Raw genomic sequence first — 18125 nt, 5'->3', positions numbered from 1 at the left:
GCGGCGAGGAAGGGAAATTCGGCGGGCGCTTCATCGGCGAGCTGAACGGGCACCACGCGGGCTGGAAGGAAATCAGCTTCGGCATGTTCATGCCGCCGAAGCGGCCTTCCATCGCCAAACATTTCGCCCGCATCATCATGCGGCACGCGCCGAACTACGACGTGATTCATTACCACGGGCATATTCCGAATGTCGCACGCTACCTGCCGCGCGACATCAATTTCGTGCAGACGCGCCACGACCAGGGCGGCGACTGCTTCCGTCACACGCGCTTCCGCGACGGGGAAGTCTGCACCTCGGTGGATCCGGCGGAATGCGCAAAGTGCATCAACGCCTCGCCCAATGCGCTCCAGCGCGCGGTGTCGACATGGGCCGTGGTGCGCTTCCGCCGTGAAGTCGCCGAAAGCTTCCGTGCGCACAAGACGGTCTTCGTCTCCGACCTGCTGGCCCGCAACTTCGCCCGCTGCGCCGGGCCCGGCCCGTGGGGCAAGACCGTGCACAATTTCGTCGACCGTTCGGCGCTCGAAAAGGTACGCCATGCCGCCGCGCTGCTGCCGGCGCGCAAGGGCTTCCATGTCTTCATCGCCGCCAAGCTCTATCCGGCCAAGGGCGTGGCCCAGTTCCTGAAGGCGCTTGCGCCGCGCCTGCCGCCGGACATGCACGTCACCATCGCCGGCGACGGGCCGGATGAAAAGGCGATGCGAGAGCAGTTCGCCTGCGACCAGATCGAATTCCTCGGCTGGTGCGATCCGGACAAGACATTGAAACTGGCATCGGTGGCCAGCGCGATCGTCGTACCTTCCGTGTGGGAAGAGCCCTGCGCCACCACCGTGCTCGAAGGCCTGTTCCTCGGCAAGCCGACGTTTGCGCTGAAGCGCGGCGGCACCCCGGAACTCGACGTCTACGCCGCGGCGCCGGGCCAGCTGCGCCTGCACGACGACATGGATTCGCTGGTCGCCGACCTCATCGGTTTCGACCCGCAGACACGCTTCGGTTTCGCCTCCGAGGGGCTGGGCTGCGCCAGCCGCGCGGCACAGCAGCTTCTCGAGATTTACCGCTCGCCTCCGGGCAGCAACCTTTAGGAATCAAAACAGGTATCAAACATGGCACTTACGATTTCCGTCATCACCTGCACCTGGAACAGCGCGGCCTACCTGCCGGAATCGGTCGCGTCCGTCCTTGCCCAGGACCATCCCGGCATCGAATACATCTTCGTCGACGGCGGCTCCACCGACGGCACGCTGGAACAGATCCGCGCGCTGCCGCGTCCGTACACGCTGCTGGAGAACGTGCGCGGCGGCGTCAGCCGCGCGATGAACGAAGGCTTGCGCGCCGCCAGCGGCGACATCATCGCCTACCTGCATTCCGACGATTACTACCTGTACCCCGACGTGCTGTCGCGCATCGCGCGCCATCTTGAAACCAGCGGACGCGGCTGGCTGTTCGGCCGCACCATGACACTCATCGACGGCAAGCTGCATCCGGACAATTACGTGGCGCCCCGTTTCAGCTACGCCAGCCTGCTGCGCGGGAATTACATTCCGCACCCGGCGACCTTCGTCCGGCGCGAGCTGATGCAGAAGGCCGGCGGCTTCGACACCGGGCTCAAGTACGCGATGGACTACGACCTCTGGCTCAAGCTGGCAAAGATGGGCGAGCCGGTCCAGCTGGACGAACCGCTTACCGCCTTCCGCGAGCACGAGGGCAGCCTGTCGAGCTCCTCCCGCACGCGCCTGGCGGCAATGGCCGAAGACTTCCGCGTCAGGCTGTCCTATGCCGGCAGCAATCCGATCGAGCGCCTTGGCCATTACGCCCGCTACTTCGTACGCCGCCGCCGTGTGACCCATGCGAAAGGACACGCATGAGGAAACCCGATGTCTCGCTCATCCTGGCCACCGTCGGCCGCACCGACGAACTCGGACGTTTGTTCGATTCGCTGGCGGCGCAGACCTTTGCCCGCTTCGAAGTGGTGGTGGTGGACCAGAACAGTGACGACCGGCTGCTGCCGCACCTGGACCGGGCACGCTACCTCGGCATCACCGTCCGCCACCTGAAGCACAGCCCGCCCAACCTCGCCAATGCACGCAATGCCGGCATCGAGGCGGCACGCGGAAAATGGATAGGCTTTCCGGACGACGATTGCTGGTATGCGCCGCGCCTGCTGGAACGGGTCGTTGCACGCTTTTCCCGCACTGACAAGCCCAACGGCGTCATCGTGCGTTGGGTCGAACAGGATGAGCAACCGGCCGCGCCCGCCGACCTCTCCTGGGAACGCTCGCGTGCCTTCCGCGACATTCCGGTCAGCTCGATCACGCTGTTTTGCCACCGCGACCTGTTCAAGCAGATCGGCGGCTTCGACGGCCGGCTCGGCGTCGGCCAATGGTTCGGCGCCGGCGAGGAAACCGATCTCGCATTGCGCGCCTTGCGTTCAGGCGCGCGCATCACGTATGAACCGCTGGGCGAAGTCCATCACGCGGTGAACCCCGACAAACCGCGCGCCGATCCCGCCACCCGCGCGGCCGTCCGCCACCGGGCGCGCGGCACGGGCGCGCTCTACGCCAAGCACCGCCTGCCGGGCTGGGTCATCCTGCGCGGATTGGCCGCGCCGATGCTGCGTCCGCTGCTCAAAGGCTCCTTTGGCGACGAACTTGCGCTGGGCTATGCGACGCTGCGCGGCCGCCTCGATGGTTTCATCGCGTGGCGCCGCAGACACGCCGGAACGCCCGCCAAGACTACCGCGGCAGCGACCGCCGAGGAAATGTGAGCGCAGGTGGCGCGGGGCGATAACAATTGTTACAAAACTGCACCACCGACCTTCCTGAGGTTTGATCTAGGACGGAATGGCGCCACGCCCAGCATTCACAATTCCTGATGCATCGTCCGGTTCCCGACGTCATCGCGGGACGTCGGGCGAACGCGATGCCGGGACGTCCGGTCCGGCCGCAAGAAGATGGGAATCGTCATGAAAATCCTGGTTGTCCACAATGCCTACCAGCACCGCGGCGGAGAAGATGCCGTGGTCGAAGCGGAAGTCGAGCTCCTGCGCCGCTACGGCCACGAGGTCAGGGTGTATCGCCAGCATAACGATGCGCTCAACCGCATGTCGCGCACCAAGGCCGCCGTCTCCGCCATCTGGTCGCAGGAATCGGCGAGCGAGGTGGAAGAGTTGTGCGAGCGCTTCCACCCCGACGTGATCCATGTCCACAACACCTTCCCGCTGATTTCGCCCTCGCTCTACTGGGCGGCCGACGCGCTGCACGTGCCGGTGGTGCAGACGCTGCACAACTTCCGCCTGCTGTGCCCGCAGGCCATCTTCCTGCGCGACGGCAAGATCTGCGAAGACTGCATCGGCAAGCTGCCCTGGCGTTCGGTCACCCGCAAGTGCTATCGCGACTCGGCCATGCAGTCGGCGGTCGTCACCACCATGCTGGCAACACACCGCATGCTGGGTACCTACCGCAACCGCGTCACGCGCTACATCGCGCTCAACCGCTTTGCGCGCAACAAGTACATCGAAGGCGGCTTGCCCGCCGATCGCATGCGCATCAAGCCCAATTTCGTTGCCTCCGACACGGAGCCGTCCTGGACCGGGCGACGCGGCGGCCTCTACGTCGGCCGGCTGTCGTCGGAAAAGGGACTGGATGTACTGCTGGCGGCCGCGCGCGCGGGCGGCGCCGCGAACGTCGAACTGATCGGCGGCGGCCCGATGGAGCCGCTTGCGCGCGAGACCTTCGGCGAGCGCTTCCTCGGCTACCGCCCGCTCGCCGAAATCATGGCGCGCATGGGCCGGGCGCAATACATGGTCCTGCCGAGCATCTGTTACGAGAATTCGCCGCGCACCATCGTCGAAGCCTTCTCCTGCGGGCTGCCGGTGATCGCCAGCCGCCTCGGTTCACTCGCCGACCTCGTACGCGACGGCGTGACCGGGCTGCTGTTCGAACCGGGCGACCCCGCCGACCTGGCTGCCAAGATCGCGTGGGCCGAAGCCCATCCCCAGCAGATGGTCGGCATGGGCCAGGCCGCGCGGGCCGAATACGAAGCGGAATACACCCCCGAACGCAACTATGAAATGCTGATGGACATCTATGAAGACGCAATCGCTACCCTGCACAGAGAACCTCATGCCGCGTAAAGGCGAGGCCGTACTCGAAGCCTTCATCGACGCCGTGACCTGGGAGGAGGCGCTCGGGCAGATCACGCAATGGGGCGCGGCGCGCGAGTCGCGCTACGTCTGCATCTGCAACGCGCATTCCGTCGTCACCACGACTAGCGACGTCGAGTTCAAGATCGCGGTGAACAACGCCGACATGGCGACACCGGACGGCGCCCCGATCGCCTGGGCTTTGCGCCGCCTCGGGCATCCGGCTCAGGAACGGATCAACGGCCCCGACCTGATGATGAAATACCTGGAGCAGGCCGAACGCCTCGGCCAGTCGGTCTTTTTCTACGGCAGCACGGAATCGACGCTGGCACGCCTGGTGACCGCGCTGAACGAACGTTTCCCCGCCCTGCGCATCGCCGGCACCCATTCTCCGCCGTTCCGTGCGCTGTCACGGGAAGAGGATGAGCGGATCGTCGAGATGATCAACGCCTCCGGCGCCAACGTGGTGTTCGTCGGCCTGGGATGCCCGAAGCAGGAAAAATGGATGGCCGACCATCGCGGCCGCGTCCGGGCCGTCATGATCGGCGTGGGGGCCGCCTTCGACTACCACGCGGGAGTGATCAAGCGCGCGCCGCTCTGGTGGCAGCGCAATGGCCTGGAATGGCTCTACCGCCTCGGCTCGGAGCCGCGCCGCCTGTTCCGGCGCTACACGGTGACCAACACCCTCTTCGTGGTGGGTTTCATCCGGCAGTTCGTCACCGCCAAGCTCGCGCTCGGTCAGGCATGAGCTCGGAGCGGGCGACCGGCGGCGAAGCGTCACCGCCCCGCCCGCGGTACACGCCCGCGCTCAGTCTCGTCCCGCGCCGGGGACCGGAGCGCTACCGCAAGGACATCGACGGCCTGCGCGCGATCGCGGTGCTCGGCGTGGTCGCCTTCCATGCTGACGCACAGCTCGTGCCGGGCGGCTTTGCCGGCGTCGACGTCTTTTTCGTCATCTCCGGCTATCTTCTGACCGGGCTGATCCTGGAAGGGCTGGAAGACGGCAGCTTCCGCTTCACCGACTTCTATGCCCGGCGCATCAAGCGCATCTTTCCGGCCTATATCGCGGTATCCCTGGCAACGCTTGCGCTTTCGTCCTGGCTGCTGATCCCCAACGACTTCCTCTTCTATACGAGCTCGCTGGCCGCCTCCTGGGCCTTCGTATCGAATGTTTTCTTTTCGATGATGAGCTGGGGATATTTCGGGCAGCGGATGGAAGAATTTCCGCTGCTGCATACCTGGTCGCTATCGGTGGAAGAGCAGTTCTACTTCCTGTATCCGCTGGCGCTGGTCGCGCTGTATCGCGCCTGGCCCCGGCGGCTCGCCCTCGTGCTGGCGCTGGCTGGCGCCGGCCTTGCCATGCTCTCCGAAATGAAGACGGGCGAGCTGAGCGCGTATTTCCTGATCACGTCGCGCGCGCACGAGCTGATCGCCGGCGCACTGACCTACCTTGCCCTGCGGCGCTTTGCCCCGGCGCCCGGCCGCCTCTCCTCCAGCCTCGCCCTGCTCGGCCTGTGCCTCGTCCTCGGCGCCTTCGTGCTCATCCACAAGGACATGCCCTTCCCGGGCCTCAACTCGCTCTTCCCGTGCCTCGGCGCCGCACTGCTCATCTACGGCTGCGCGGCGGACAACCGCGTCTCGGCAGCGCTACGCATGCGGCCGCTGGTCGCGCTCGGGCTGGTCTCTTACTCGCTGTACCTCTGGCACTGGCCGATCTTCGCTTTCCTGAAGTATCGCCATGTCGCCATGACGCTTCCCGTCTGCCTGGCCGCACTCGCGCTCGCGCTCCTGCTCGCCGGCCTGACCTGGAAGTTCATCGAGCGCCCATCCCGGCGCGATCCCGCCCTCGGCTTCCGGAGCACTTTCCTGCGCCTGTATGCCGCGCCGGCATCGCTGTTCATCGGTGTCGGGCTTGTCTCCTATGCGACCGAAGGAATGCCGCAGCGCTTTTCCGGCGAACTGCGCGAGCTGATTTCCAGCTACTCCTACGAGCGCGACCTCGCACGCTCCTGTTCGGTGCGGGCCGAGGACGTCGAGCCGGTCACGCTCGAATATCTGGCGGCGCATTGCGCATTCGGTGCCGCCGGCGCGGACAAGGCGAGGCTGCTGCTGATGGGCGATTCCCACGCCCACCACATGAAGCCTTTCCTCGAGCAGCTCGCGCGGGATGCGGAGCTGAAAGGCGTCTACCACGTGCAGGGCGGGTGCCTTCCCAATGAACTGGGCGGCAGCGATTCCTGCCAGCAGCGCAATGCCGGCCTGCTGCGGCTGGCAAGCCATTTCGATTATGTTGTGCTGGCCGGCTTCTGGGCTTCGGAGCCCGGGCGCCCGCTGGAACAGGAACTGACGCGTGCGGTCGATGCCATCGTCGCGGCCGGAGCAAGGCCGGTCATCTTCAAGGACGTGCCGTTCCACGAGCCCGACCTGTCGCGCTGCATCCTGCACCGCGCGCGCGGCTGGGTGGATGCCCGGACGAACTGCCACATTCCCGCAGCCACGGCAGCGGCCAGCCAGGCGAGGTACGACGCCATCGTGGAACGCATGCAGGCACGGCACCCGCAAGCCATCGTCATCGATCCGAAGCGCGTCCTGTGCGACCGGGAAGAGTGCATCACCCACACCGCCGGCATCGCGTTGTACAAGGACAGCAACCACCTCAACCTGCGTGCCGCGCAACTGCTCGGCGAGTGGTACCTTGCCAGGGTCGGCAATCCCTTTCGTGGCGATGCAAACAGGTGAGGTTGAAGAGGAATCAGCGCAGGCGGGACGCATGGCGGGTTTCGCTGGCGCTCTACCCACCCTACCATCCTCTATCCTTGATGCGTAAAGAATCGTAGGCTGGGTAGAGCGCAGCGAAACCCGGCAGGATCGCAGTCGGCCGGGCGCATGATGGGTTTCACTGGTGCCCCCCCCCCTGCCGTCCGGATGATTGGCTAGCGCGCGTCGGAACTGCTGATCGCCTGCTCGTAGCTGCGCGGCGAGAACTGGCCAGGCGTCCACAGCGTGCGCGCGGCGAGCTGTTCGTTGTTCAATCGGTCCGGCAGTGGTACCCGGCTGGCGACGTGGCGAAAGAAGGCGTCGAGGTCATGCCAGGCATTGAGCTCGTCGATCTGCTTGGAATGGCCCCAGAGGTGGAAGGTCCCACCGTGCCGGCAGGCGTGATCGAACATTGCATACAGCCGCTTGATCCAGTTCTCGTGCGCGACGGCCAGACGCAGCCCGTCGATGCGCTTGTGCCAGTTTCCGGAACCGGCGAAGTTGCGGAAATAAACGGCGCGGTCGTGCGGATAGAACTGCAGCGTGGTCGGCATTTCATACGGACGCCTGCCGGAGTCGAAGCACAGGTTCATCGTCGTGCGCGCGTAACCGAAGCCGCAGGCTTTCACCAGGTCGACGTCGCGCCGGCTGTAGCGCCCGCCGGGATAGCAGAATCCGTTGACCGGCGCCCCCAGCAGGTCTTCCAACTGTTTCTTGCCGTCGGCGATCTGGTGGTAGGCCTGCCAGATGTCGACCTTCTTCAGGTAGCGATGGTCGTAGGTGTGCGAGCCGACCTCGAAGCGGCGGCCAAGCTCGCGGATGCTCGCATCGTCCAGCACCGCATCGCCTTCGCAATTGCGGATGGGGATGAAGAAGGTGCCGTTGAGCCCGTGCTTGTGCAACAGTTCGGCAGTCTTCATGTCCGACGGATGGCCGTCGTCAATCGAGCACGTGAATACAGGGCTCATCATTCGCTCCACTCTTGTTCCTCGCTTACGCTGCCTCGCGGATCTTTCCCCGCTCGCCGGATGCGAGCGCGAAGCGGCAGGCGTCCACCACCCCTTGCGCCGCGTTATCGAAGGAGTACTTCTTCACCAGCGCAAGGCTGCGCTGCGAGTACCTTTCCCACTTGTCCGGACGCGACAGCAGCGCCGCGGCATGTTCCGCCCACAGCTCCGCTTCCAGCGCGCAGACATGGCCGTTCTCGCCATCGATCACCAGTTCGCCGGCAACACCCGCGTGCGGCGTCACGATCACCGGCAGGCCCGACGCGCACGCTTCATTGGCCACCACGCCCCATACGTCGGCATGGGTAGGAAACAGGAAGATGCGCGCCGACCGGTACAGCATGGGCAATTCCCTCTGCATGGCAAAGCCGTGGAAGTGCGCATCCACCGATGCGGACATCTGCGCCGCCGCTGCCTTGACCTGCGCTTCCTCGCTGCCCGATCCCGCAAACAGGATGCGCGTCCGGCGGCCCAGCCTGCGGGCTGTCGCCTGCGCCACTTCCAGCGCGAACATCGGTCCCTTTTCCGGCACCATGCGCCCGGAAAAGATGAAGTCGAACTTCTCTCCCGCCGGCTCCGGCACGCCCTGGTAGGCATCGTTGTCCGTGCAGAGATAGGACTTGAAGCAACGCTCCGCCGGCACACCGTAGCTCTCGAACAGTTCCTGGCCGCCGATGCTGGCCGACAGGAACGCCGCCGAGCGCGCGTACACCATGCGGCGCACCAGCTTGTGCACCCGGCTCAGCCGCAGTTCCGATTGATAGGTGCCGTCGGTCAGCGGGATGTGCGGCACGCCTTTGAACCAGGCATAGGCGAACGCGTACATCTGCGTCGGATTCAAGCCGTCGTTCACGATCACGTCCGGAGCGAAACGCTTGAGCGCCAGGATCACATCCGGATTGTTGTGGATGTAGCGGCCCTTGACGGTGGATATGCGTTCGCGCAGGAAACAGTGGTCAAACTCGAACGGCGGCAAGTCCCATTTCCTGTTCGGCTCACGGCGCGCGCAGAAAATGACCTGCAATTTGATTCCGGGCGTTTGCCCTATTCTCTGAAAAACGGGAATGCGATACGGCGGCGGTTCATTCGTGACGATTGCGAGTCTTGTCATGGGCTAATCTTATGGGGAACAGCCTGTCGAAAGATGAGATACATCAGAAAAGGCCCGGAGTACGATCAAACAATCTCCAGGACAATAATCCGGTGCAAGAAATATCGCGCGTGGCGATCGCTTTACGGGAAGTGTATAGGCGGTGAAACAGGCGCTTGCTGACGCGTGTCATGTTTTCGTTGCCGCCCGCGTGAGAATGAAAAAAGCCGGCTTGAAAGCCGGCCTTTTCCTGTCGCGTCAGAGCGCGATTACTTGAAGCGCCATGCGCGGATGTAGTTGACCTCGAAGGAGTTCGACTTGCCTTGCGGGGTCGAGTTATCCGGGGTGCCGGATGCGGAGCCGTACCACAGGTCCAGCATCAGGTACATCGGGTCGCTGAAGGTGGTGTTGAGCACCAGCACTTCCTTGCCGTCGAAGTAGTAGGTCTGCTTGTTCGGTTCCCACTTCACTGCGTACTTGTGGAAGCCGGCCGACAGGTCCATGCCGGTGTCGTACTGGCGGGTGCCGACCAGTTCGTTCGGGCCCTTCCAGACGGTCGGTGCATAAGCCTGCGGGTGGGCGATGCCGTTGGAGTCGTTGAAGCCCCACGGTGCGGCGCCGCCTGCGTAGGCTTCCATCACGTCCATTTCCGGACGGCGGTCGCCGATGTGGTTGAACAGCCAGAATGCGGGCCACGTGCCCTTGCCCACCGGCAGCTTGGCTTCGATCTCGAAGTAGCCGTAGGTCTGGTAATACTTGCCGTCGGTATCGATGGTGCGGTTGAAGAACCTGCCGGATGCATCGCGCTGCGGCCAGATCTTCAGCTTGCCGTCTTCAACGGTGTAGTTCTTCGTCGGATTGGAGGTCTCGTACCAGATGTGGTCGTTCCAGACGCTGGTGTTGAAGCTGTTGAATTCATCGGCGAAGGTCAGCTCGTAGGCCGCTGCATTCTGGCCGAAAGGCGTCGGCTTGGCGCCGCTGCTCGGCTGTTCCACCGCGGGCGTCGAGGGCTGTTGCGCCGGTGCTGTGCCGGAGACTTGACACACCTTCTGGAGTCCGAAGGCCGGGTCGCCGAACACACTGTTGTTGCAGGCGATGGAACCGGTGGCGGTACGGGTCGCCCACTTGTCGCCAAAGCCGTAACGCACTTCCTTCGTGCCGTCGAACGTACAGGTGCTGTTCTCGGTCGCGCATTGCGACCATGCAGACGCCGGTGCCTGGGTGGGCGTGCCGGTGCTGGGCGTGCCGGTGCTCGGCGTGCCGGTGCTCGGCGTGCCGGTGCCGGGCGTGGAGGTGCCGGGCGTAGGAGTAACAGGAGTTGCAGTGCCGCCTGTCGACGGAGATGCAGTGGAACCGGTGCCGCCGGTGACTACCGTCGTGCCGTTGCCTTGTGCCGACGCTTCTACGCCTGCTGCGGTGGTGACGCCTGCACCGGTATCGGTTCCGCCGCCACCGCCGCCACAAGCGGCAAGCAGAACAGCAGCGGCTGCACAGGTCAGTGCGGATGTCGAGAAGCGTTGGATAGACAATGTTTGCATGAGGTAGTCCCCTTTCAGAAAGTTGGGCCGATCATTCTCATCGGCAAGCTTTCATCAGAGCATTGCCCCTCAGAAATGGTTCCGCAAAAAAACTACATCAGATGGAAATAGTTTTTGTAAGTACCTGCAAACCGTGGGAATTTGGAATACGCAAAATCGCAATGTCTGCGTTGAAATGGGCAAACAAAAAGACACTGGATCCCGGCCTTCGCCCAAACAAAAAAGGCCGGCATGAAAGCCGGCCTTTTACATCACGAAAGCAGCATTACTTGAACTGCCAAGCACGCACGTAATTCACCTCGAACGAGTTCTGCTTGCCCTGCGGCGTCGAGTCGTCCGGCGTGCCCGACGCGCTGCCGAACCACAGGTCCAGCATCAGGTACATCGGGTCGCTGAAGGTGGTGTTGAGCACCAGCACTTCCTTGCCGTCGAAGTAGTAGGTCTGCTTGTTCGGTTCCCACTTCACCGCGTACTTGTGGAAGCCTTCGGACAGGTCCACGCCGGTGTCGTACTGGCGCGTGCCCACCAGCTGGCCTTCACGGTCGCCCTTCCATACGGTCGGTGCATAGGCGGTCGGGTGCGCCACGCCGTTCTTGTTCACGCCCCACGGTGCGGCGCCGCCGGCATACGCTTCCATCACATCCATTTCCGGACGGCGGTCGCCGATGTGGTTGAACAGCCAGAACGCGGGCCAGGTGCCCTTGCCGACCGGCAGCTTGGCTTCGATCTCGAAGTAGCCATAGGTCTGGTAATACTTGCCGTCGGTGTCGAGGGTGCGGTTGAAGAAGTTGCCGGACGCATCGCGCTGCGGCCAGATCTTGAGCTTGCCGTCCTCGACCGCGTAGTTCTTGGTCGCGTTGGACGTCTCGTACCACATGGCGTCATTCCAAAGGCTGCTGTCGAAGCGGTCGAACTCTTCGGAGAAGCTCAGCTTGTACTGCGCGGCATCCTGGCCGAAGGGCGTCTTGTCGGCCGCGGGCGCCGGTGCCGGTGCCGGCTTGGCAGTTTCAGTAGTCTCAGGAATGGGGGTTGCCGGGCTGGCGCTGCTGCCGCTCTGCGTGCTGGCGGTTGCGGCCGGCGCTGCGGTGGTTGCAGTGTTTGCTGCGGGGTCGCTTGCGCCGCCCCCGCCGCCGCAGGCGATGAGGACTGTCGCGGAGGCGCAACACAAGGCGGAAATGGCGAAGCGGTGGAATGCGAGTTTAAACAAAATGGTTTCTCCTTATTCGTATTGGTGCTAGCCAACATTCTTCATGGCAAGCGCTTTTAGGAGCTTACCCACCGGAAATTGGTTCCGGAAATCACCGAAATTCAGGAGAGTTTTTTCGTTCCGTGATGCAAGCGGCAACACTTTCGTTGGCGTTCGTGCATCAGACGTGCAGAAGAGGCAATGCAGGAATGGAAAGGCGTGATGAGAACCGCGGCGCGGCCATCCTTATCTGATATTCATGATTCCGATCCAGGACCTGCTTCACCGGATACAGTGGGATACCGCTTTTGGCAATGCGGCATTCATGATCGGCTACTACGATCGGGTTGAAGGAAAGATCATCCTTGTGCCCTTCCGCCGCGTGCACTTGGCGCGGGGCGAGCATTTTTCATTCGATGTCGAGATGGATGAACGCGGCACCTGCATGGTGCCCTTTCATCGGGTGCGGGAAGTCTGGCGCAACGGGGAACTGATCTGGAAACGCGATGCGAAAAATGCGGGAGCGGCCAGACACCGCTCCCGCTGACCGCCTCGCTGCGGCCGCGCTACATCGGATACATGCGGATCCAGGCGCTGCCGCTGATGCCGCCGCCGGTCACCGGCGTCTGCGCATTGACGGTGATGGGACGGCCGATGAGGTCTTTCAGCGGCACCGCCGGGAATCCCGGCGCCGCCACGGCTGCGGGACGCTCGATCTTCTCCACTGCCGACAGCGTCACATGCATGTCGAAATGGCCGGCGATGGATTGCAGCGCAGCCAGCGCGGTTCCAGCGCGCGAGAAGCCGGTTTCAAGGTCCATGAACAAGATCGTGCTGCTCGTGTCGCCATAGCCGTCCGGCACCTCCGTCAACGGTTTCAGGCTCACCGTGCCCGCCGGCGCCGGGATGCTCTCGCGCACTTCAACGCCTGCAGCGTTGCGTCCGTAGACATGGATCTGCGCGCCCTCCCTCATTCGCACGCCCGTCACCCTGCCATCCGCGCCAGTCGTCATTTCCACGTTGTCGATGACGAAGCGCATGATTTCGGGAACTGCGCCGGCGGCAACACCGGCCGAACCCGTGCGCTCGGTCAGGTCGAATGCGATGCGGCTGACCACGGTCTGGCTGCCGACAGCCTGCCCGGGCACGGTCGGCAGAACATGGGTGCCGATACGGATGCCGAAGGCGGCGATCGGCGCGGCCGGCGCAACGGCGGGCGGCTGGATGGCGCAGGTGCCATCGATCGCAATGGTGCAGCCCGAGGCCGCCGCTTCCGCAGCCAGGTTCGGGTAATTCGCCACGGGGCTGCCGGAAGCAATGTCGACAATGCCGGTCGGCCCTTCAAAGGTGCTGAGCGTCACCGGCAGGTAGAGGATGCGGTTGGTGCGCAGGTACAGGATCTGGTTCGACACCAGCTGCATGTAGCCGTTGAAGCGCTGGTCGGCGGCGGGTGCCGGCGCTGGTGCCGGTGCCGGCGTTGGTGCCGGCGTGGTCGGCGTGGCTCCGGGCGTACCGGTTCCGCTGCCGGCGGGGGCCGGGGTGGGTGCGGGTGCGGTCGTGGCGGGCGGCGTCGTCGGTGCCGGGGTCGGATTCGTGTCCGCGGTCGACGTGCCGGAGGCGGTCGTCGTGCCGTCGCCACCGCCGCAGGCGGCGACCAGTGCCGATGCGGCGATCAGCGAGATCATTCTCTTTTTCTGCAACATGGAGATCATCCTCAAGGTGACAGGTACGCATTCCCGCCGGGAACAGGTGTTCCTCGACGAGGAGCAGGGACTCGGGATTGATCGTGCCCGCTGCATCGAGCCATCGCTTTGTGACCAGTCAAAGATGCCGGGCCGATGCGACCAAATGCCGACATGCGTCAATGCGTCGCCGGCTTGGCCGGATGCAAGAATCCCGAGAAGCACTCACAGCACTTCGTTCAACAGGTAGCAGGCGTGGTCGACAAGCTTGTGCAAGGGGCTGCGCCTGCGCCACTGCTCCAGCCTGACTTCCGTGCACTTGCCCGCATAGCGTTCGAAGATGGCATCGAGCTGCTGCGTCGTTGCGGCGTCGCAGATGCCGAGCGTGATCTCATCGTTCGTCTCGAACGAGCGGTCGTCGAAGTTGCTCGATCCGAGCGCGCTCCACACGCCGTCGATCGTCATGACCTTCTGGTGCAGCAGCGTGTCGGGATACTCGAACAGGCGCACGCCGTTTTCCAGCAGCTTTTCGAAATTGCGGTGGCTGGCATGCTGCACGAGGGGATTGTCGGATGCGCGGGTAGACGGCACGATGACCCTGACATCGACGCCGCGGCGCACCGCCTCGCCGAACGCATCGATGGTCTCCGGCTCGGGGATGAAATACGGATTCTGGATCCAGATCTTCCTGCGGGCCAGGCAGATGGCCGCATGATGCAGGATCTTCACCGCGGGCGCCGAGCCTTCCGGCTTGACGAAAGCCGCGTGGATCAGCACATCGCCCGCCGGCGCCAGGGGCGGGAACACTGTCTCGCCGAGGAACAGCATGCCTGTCTCGGCAATCCAGTTTTCCGCGAACGCCGTCTGGATACTGCCGACGATGGGACCGCGCAGCCGGACGCTGATGTCCCCGTAATGCTTGCCGTCGTCGGGACTGCCGAGCCACTCGTCCTTGACGCAGTGGCCGCCGACGAAGGCAATGCCTCCGTCGATGATGGCGAGCTTGCGGTGGTCCCGGTCGTTGAGCACACCGATGTTGTGGATGCCCTTGCGGTGGAAGAATTCGACCGTGCATCCCGCCTCCTTCATCTGCCTGCGCACGCTGCGGCCCACTTTTCTCGCGCCCACGGCATCGAGCAGGACGCGCACTGTCCTGCCGGCGCGCGCCGCTTCCGACAGGGCATCGGCGATCCGCTTGCCAAGCTCGCCCTCCTGCCAGAGAAAGGTTTCGAAATGCACCGTGTGCTGCGCGGCGCGGATGTCGTCGACAAGCACGCGGAAGAAGCCGGCGTTCTCCAGGATCTCCACGGCGTTTCCCTGCTGGGCCACGCCATGCGTCAGGCCCGCCAGCGAAGGTATGAGTTCCTCGATCGGAGTGTTGCAGTCGATGTTCAGTTTGGGGTTGCGATGGCGGCGGATCGACCAGATGCTCAATGCGAGCAAGACCACGATGCCGGCCAGTGACAACACGAGATAGATCATCCGCATGCCCCCTGAAAAGGAAAAGTATAGGGAGGGGGCAATGGGGGGTGGCTGCTGAAAAGCAGTCAAGGCAGCCCTGCTACATTCGAAAGCGGGCGGCCACCTTCAATTGCGCTCCATCCTCTCCCCGTCATCCCGGCGCAGGCCGGGATCCAGTGTCTTTCTTCGCACCCTCAACGCCGCTGAATCCCGGCCCTCGCCGGGATGACGGGGTAAGGAAAGTGGGAAATGCCGCCGCTTCCAGCCGCATGCGATCAGTCAAGGCAGTCCTACTACATGCGAATGCGGGCAGCCACCTTCAATCGCGCTCCATCCTCTCCCCGTCATCCCGGCGCAGGCCGGGATCCAGTGTCTTTCTTCGCACCCTCAACGCCGCTGGATCCCGGCCTTCGCCGGGATGACGGGGTAAGGATAGTGGGAAATGCCGCCGCTTCCAGCCGCACGCAATCAGTCTAGGCCGCCCTACTACATGCGAATGCGGGCGGCTACCTTCAATCGTGCTCCATCCTCTCCCCGTCATCCCGGCGAAGGCCGGGATCCAGTGTCTTTCTTCGCACCCTCACCGCCGCTGGATCCCGGCCTGCGCCGGGATGACGGGGTAAGGAAAGAGGGAGATGCTGCCGCTTCCAGCCGCATGCGATCAGTCGTTACACCGGAGCCAGAAACTTTTAGGGCCGCACTTCTCCGTTCACGGAAAGGCATGCAAACGGCTATTCCAGCGCACGATTCTTGAACTGCCAGGCGCGGATGTAATTGATTTCGAAAGAATTGCCCTTCCCTGTCGGCGTGCTGTCGTCCGGCTCGCCGCTGGAGCTGCCGAACCAGAGGTCGACGATGATGTACATCGGGTCGGTCATGTTGGCCTCGACCATGTGGGTCTGCTTGCCGTCGAGGTAGAAGGTGACCCTGCCCGGCTCCCACTTGGCCGCATATTTGTGGAACTTCGCGGAGAGGTCCTTGCCGGCATCGTACTGCCGCGTCCCCGCAGACACGCCTTCATCGAGCCAGACCGTGGCGCCGTAGGCAGTGGGACGCGAGACACCGGCATCGTCCGTGTAACCCCAGGGTTCGACACCGCCGGGATAGGCTTCCATGATGTCGATCTCGGGCCGGCGGTTGCCGGGATGTGCGAACAGCCAGAAGGCCGGCCATGTGCCCTTCCCCCGAGGAAGCTTCGCTTCCATTTCGAAATAGCCGTACTTCTGCTCGAACCTGCCGTCGGTGTCGAGCGTACGGTTGAAGAATTTGCCGGTGGCGTCGCGCTGCGGCCAGATCTTCAGCACGCCCTTCTCCACCGTGAAGTTCTTCGTCGGGTTGGGTTTTTCGTACCAGATGTGGTCGTTCCAGAGCGCGGGATTGAAGCTGTCGAACTCTTCGGCGAAGGTCAGCACGTATTCGGCTGCCTTCTGCCCGTACGGAACCCTGGCTGCCGCGCCGTCACCGCGTTTCGATTTCGCGGCCAGCGCCGCCACCTTCTGCGGATCGAAGGCCGGTTCTTCGCCGCAGGCGGCGATGCCGGTCACGGCGAGCGTGGATGCGAGGATGAGTTGTACCGTGCGCCGCATGCTCAGGAAGGCGCGAAGCCGTTGGGGTTCATGCTTTGCCAGCGCCAGTGGTCGGCGCACATTTCAGCCAGGCCCTTGCGTGCGCGCCAGTCGAGGACATGCCAGGCTTGCGAAGGGTCGGCATAGCACACGGCGATGTCGCCCGGCCTGCGCTCGGTAATGCGGTAAGGGATCTCGCGGCCGCTCGCCTCCTCGAAGGCGCGCACCATCTCCAGCACGCTGTAGCCGCGGCCGGTGCCGAGGTTGAGCGTGAAGCTGCGTTCGGAACGGAACAGTTCGGCCAGCGCGGCGAGGTGCCCGCGCGCGAGGTCGACCACATGGATGTAGTCGCGCACGCCGGTGCCGTCGGGCGTCGGGTAATCGTTGCCGAAGACCGAGAGGCGTTCGCGCCGGCCCACCGCCACCTGTGCGATGAACGGCATCAGGTTGTTGGGAATGCCGCGCGGGTCTTCGCCGATGAGGCCGCTGGGATGGGCGCCGGCCGGATTGAAATAGCGCAGCGCGCCGATCGCCCATTCCGGGTCGGAGCGGCCGAGGTCTTCCAGTACCTGCTCCACCATCAGCTTGGAGCGGCCGTAGGGATTGGTGGTCGACAGCCGGGCCGACTCCTGGATCGGCACCGTCTCGGGATCGCCGTACACCGTGGCGGAAGAACTGAACAGGAATTTCTTGATGCCCGCATCGCCCAGCGCCTGCAACAGCGTCACCGAGCCGCCAACATTGTTCTCGACGTAGCGCAGCGGTTGTGCGACGGACTCGCCCACCGCCTTGAGGCCGGCGAAATGGATGGCGGCGTCGATGCGGTGGGTCTTGAGGATGGCGTCCAGCGCCGTCCTGTCGCGCACATCGGCTTCATAGAAAGGGATCACATGCCCGGTAATGCGCTCGACGCGCGCCAGGGATTCGACAGAACTGTTGCTCAGGTTGTCGAGGGCCACGACGGCCCAGCCGGCTTCCAGCAGTTCGACGCAGGTATGCGAGCCGATATAACCGGCTGCGCCGGTCACGAGGATGGTTTTGGGACTGGTCATGGTGCTCCGGTATCGGTCTGGGTACGGCGCGCGGCGTGCGCGACGCCCCGGGCGGCGGACATTGCCGCCGCCCGTTGAAGGGTCCGCCTTGACGTGTCCGTCAGGCAGCCGTCATGCAGCTTCCATCGCCAAAGGGGTGCTGGAGTTGCGTATTTCCCTGACGAGGTGCTCGGACAAGCGGAATGCGAGTGCGGCGAGCGTGATGGTCGGGAAATTCGCGCCGGCGGTCGGAAAGACTGAACTGCCGGCAACGAACAGGTTGGACATGCCATGCACGCGGCAGTTGCGGTCGACGACGCCGTACTTCGGAGAATCATGCATGCGCGTGGTGCCCATGTGATGCCAGGTCCCTTCCAGGTCGGACGGCCACTTGCGCCCTTCCAGCGGGGCATCGAGCTCCACCTGGGCGACCCCGCTCTTGCGCATGTCCTCGGCCAGCAGCGCCAGGGTACGGTCGAAGGTGCGCTTGACCTTCGAGGTCAGACGCCAGTCGACGCGCACGCGGTTCATGCCGAGCTGGTCCTTCTGCGAAGGCGACAGCATGACGCGGCTGTTCGGATCCGGTTCCGGTTCCACGATGAGCTGGAACTTGACGCCCTTGATCAGCCAGCGCGGCTGGAACAGGCGCGTATAGCCGTAACCCAGG

The 18125-nt window shown here is 64.1% G+C and carries 16 protein-coding genes; 7 read left to right on the top strand and 9 right to left on the bottom strand.

What is annotated here, in order from left to right; translation table 11 throughout:
• The 6 genes from VFF99_RS20570 to VFF99_RS20545 all read left to right on the top strand — a co-directional run.
• On the top strand, positions 1–1082 hold a 1082-nt coding region (locus VFF99_RS20570; protein ID WP_325020796.1), incomplete at its 5' end, for a glycosyltransferase family 4 protein.
• 21 nt (positions 1083–1103) lie between these two features.
• Positions 1104–1865: a glycosyltransferase family 2 protein gene (locus VFF99_RS20565; RefSeq protein ID WP_325020795.1), complete on the top strand. Its 762-nt coding sequence runs from the start codon at positions 1104–1106 to the stop codon at positions 1863–1865.
• The gene (locus tag VFF99_RS20560; RefSeq protein ID WP_325020794.1) at positions 1862–2764 is read left to right on the top strand and encodes a glycosyltransferase family A protein; all 903 of its coding nucleotides are present in this window, start codon (positions 1862–1864) and stop codon (positions 2762–2764) included. The genes VFF99_RS20565 and VFF99_RS20560 overlap by 4 nt, the downstream gene beginning before the upstream one ends.
• A gap of 198 nt (positions 2765–2962) precedes the next feature.
• Positions 2963–4132: a glycosyltransferase gene (locus VFF99_RS20555; RefSeq protein WP_325020793.1), complete on the top strand. Its 1170-nt coding sequence runs from the start codon at positions 2963–2965 to the stop codon at positions 4130–4132.
• On the top strand, positions 4122–4889 hold the full coding sequence (locus tag VFF99_RS20550) for a WecB/TagA/CpsF family glycosyltransferase (protein ID WP_325020792.1): 768 nt from the start codon (positions 4122–4124) through the stop codon (positions 4887–4889). The genes VFF99_RS20555 and VFF99_RS20550 overlap by 11 nt, the downstream gene beginning before the upstream one ends.
• A complete protein-coding gene (locus VFF99_RS20545) occupies positions 4886–6880 on the top strand; it encodes an acyltransferase family protein (protein WP_325020791.1) in 1995 nt (664 codons plus the stop codon). The genes VFF99_RS20550 and VFF99_RS20545 overlap by 4 nt, the downstream gene beginning before the upstream one ends.
• 194 nt (positions 6881–7074) lie before the next feature.
• Here the strand turns inward: VFF99_RS20545 and VFF99_RS20540 are convergent, their stop codons facing one another.
• The 4 genes from VFF99_RS20540 to VFF99_RS20525 form a co-directional block, all read right to left on the bottom strand.
• Complete coding sequence (locus VFF99_RS20540; protein ID WP_325020790.1) at positions 7075–7869, bottom strand: polysaccharide deacetylase family protein; 795 nt, start codon at positions 7867–7869, stop codon at positions 7075–7077.
• Between the two features lie 22 nt (positions 7870–7891).
• Positions 7892–8881, bottom strand: coding sequence for a glycosyltransferase (locus VFF99_RS20535; protein ID WP_325020789.1), 990 nt, complete (start codon positions 8879–8881; stop codon positions 7892–7894).
• Positions 8882–9264: 383 nt separating this feature from the next.
• Positions 9265–10533, bottom strand: coding sequence for a glycoside hydrolase family 16 protein (locus VFF99_RS20530; protein WP_325020788.1), 1269 nt, complete (start codon positions 10531–10533; stop codon positions 9265–9267).
• 265 nt (positions 10534–10798) lie between these two features.
• A complete protein-coding gene (locus tag VFF99_RS20525) occupies positions 10799–11740 on the bottom strand; it encodes a glycoside hydrolase family 16 protein (RefSeq protein ID WP_325020787.1) in 942 nt (313 codons plus the stop codon).
• 238 nt (positions 11741–11978) lie between these two features.
• Between VFF99_RS20525 and VFF99_RS20520 the strand changes: the two genes are divergently transcribed.
• Complete coding sequence (locus VFF99_RS20520; protein WP_325020786.1) at positions 11979–12266, top strand: DUF504 domain-containing protein; 288 nt, start codon at positions 11979–11981, stop codon at positions 12264–12266.
• 19 nt (positions 12267–12285) lie between these two features.
• Here VFF99_RS20520 and VFF99_RS20515 read toward each other — a convergent pair whose 3' ends face one another.
• From VFF99_RS20515 to VFF99_RS20495, 5 genes are all read right to left on the bottom strand, one after another.
• Positions 12286–13422 (bottom strand): hypothetical protein, encoded by a 1137-nt coding sequence (locus VFF99_RS20515; RefSeq protein ID WP_325020785.1) that lies wholly within the window; start codon positions 13420–13422, stop codon positions 12286–12288.
• Positions 13423–13626: 204 nt separating this feature from the next.
• Entirely contained in the window at positions 13627–14889 is a 1263-nt protein-coding gene (locus VFF99_RS20510) for a phospholipase D-like domain-containing protein (RefSeq protein WP_325020784.1), read from the bottom strand.
• Positions 14890–15593: 704 nt separating this feature from the next.
• Positions 15594–16448 carry a glycoside hydrolase family 16 protein gene (locus tag VFF99_RS20505; RefSeq protein WP_325020783.1) on the bottom strand — a complete coding sequence of 285 codons (855 nt, stop codon included), beginning with the start codon at positions 16446–16448 and terminating at the stop codon, positions 15594–15596.
• 2 nt (positions 16449–16450) lie between these two features.
• Positions 16451–17479 carry a UDP-glucose 4-epimerase GalE gene (gene galE / locus VFF99_RS20500; RefSeq protein WP_325020782.1) on the bottom strand — a complete coding sequence of 343 codons (1029 nt, stop codon included), beginning with the start codon at positions 17477–17479 and terminating at the stop codon, positions 16451–16453.
• Between the two features lie 111 nt (positions 17480–17590).
• On the bottom strand, positions 17591–18125 hold a 535-nt coding region (locus VFF99_RS20495), incomplete at its 5' end, for a GMC family oxidoreductase (RefSeq protein ID WP_325020781.1).

It is taken from the genome of Noviherbaspirillum sp. (genome assembly GCF_035654295.1).
Lineage (GTDB): Bacteria > Pseudomonadota > Gammaproteobacteria > Burkholderiales > Burkholderiaceae_D > Noviherbaspirillum.
This window is presented reverse-complemented; position numbering and strand designations above follow the sequence as displayed.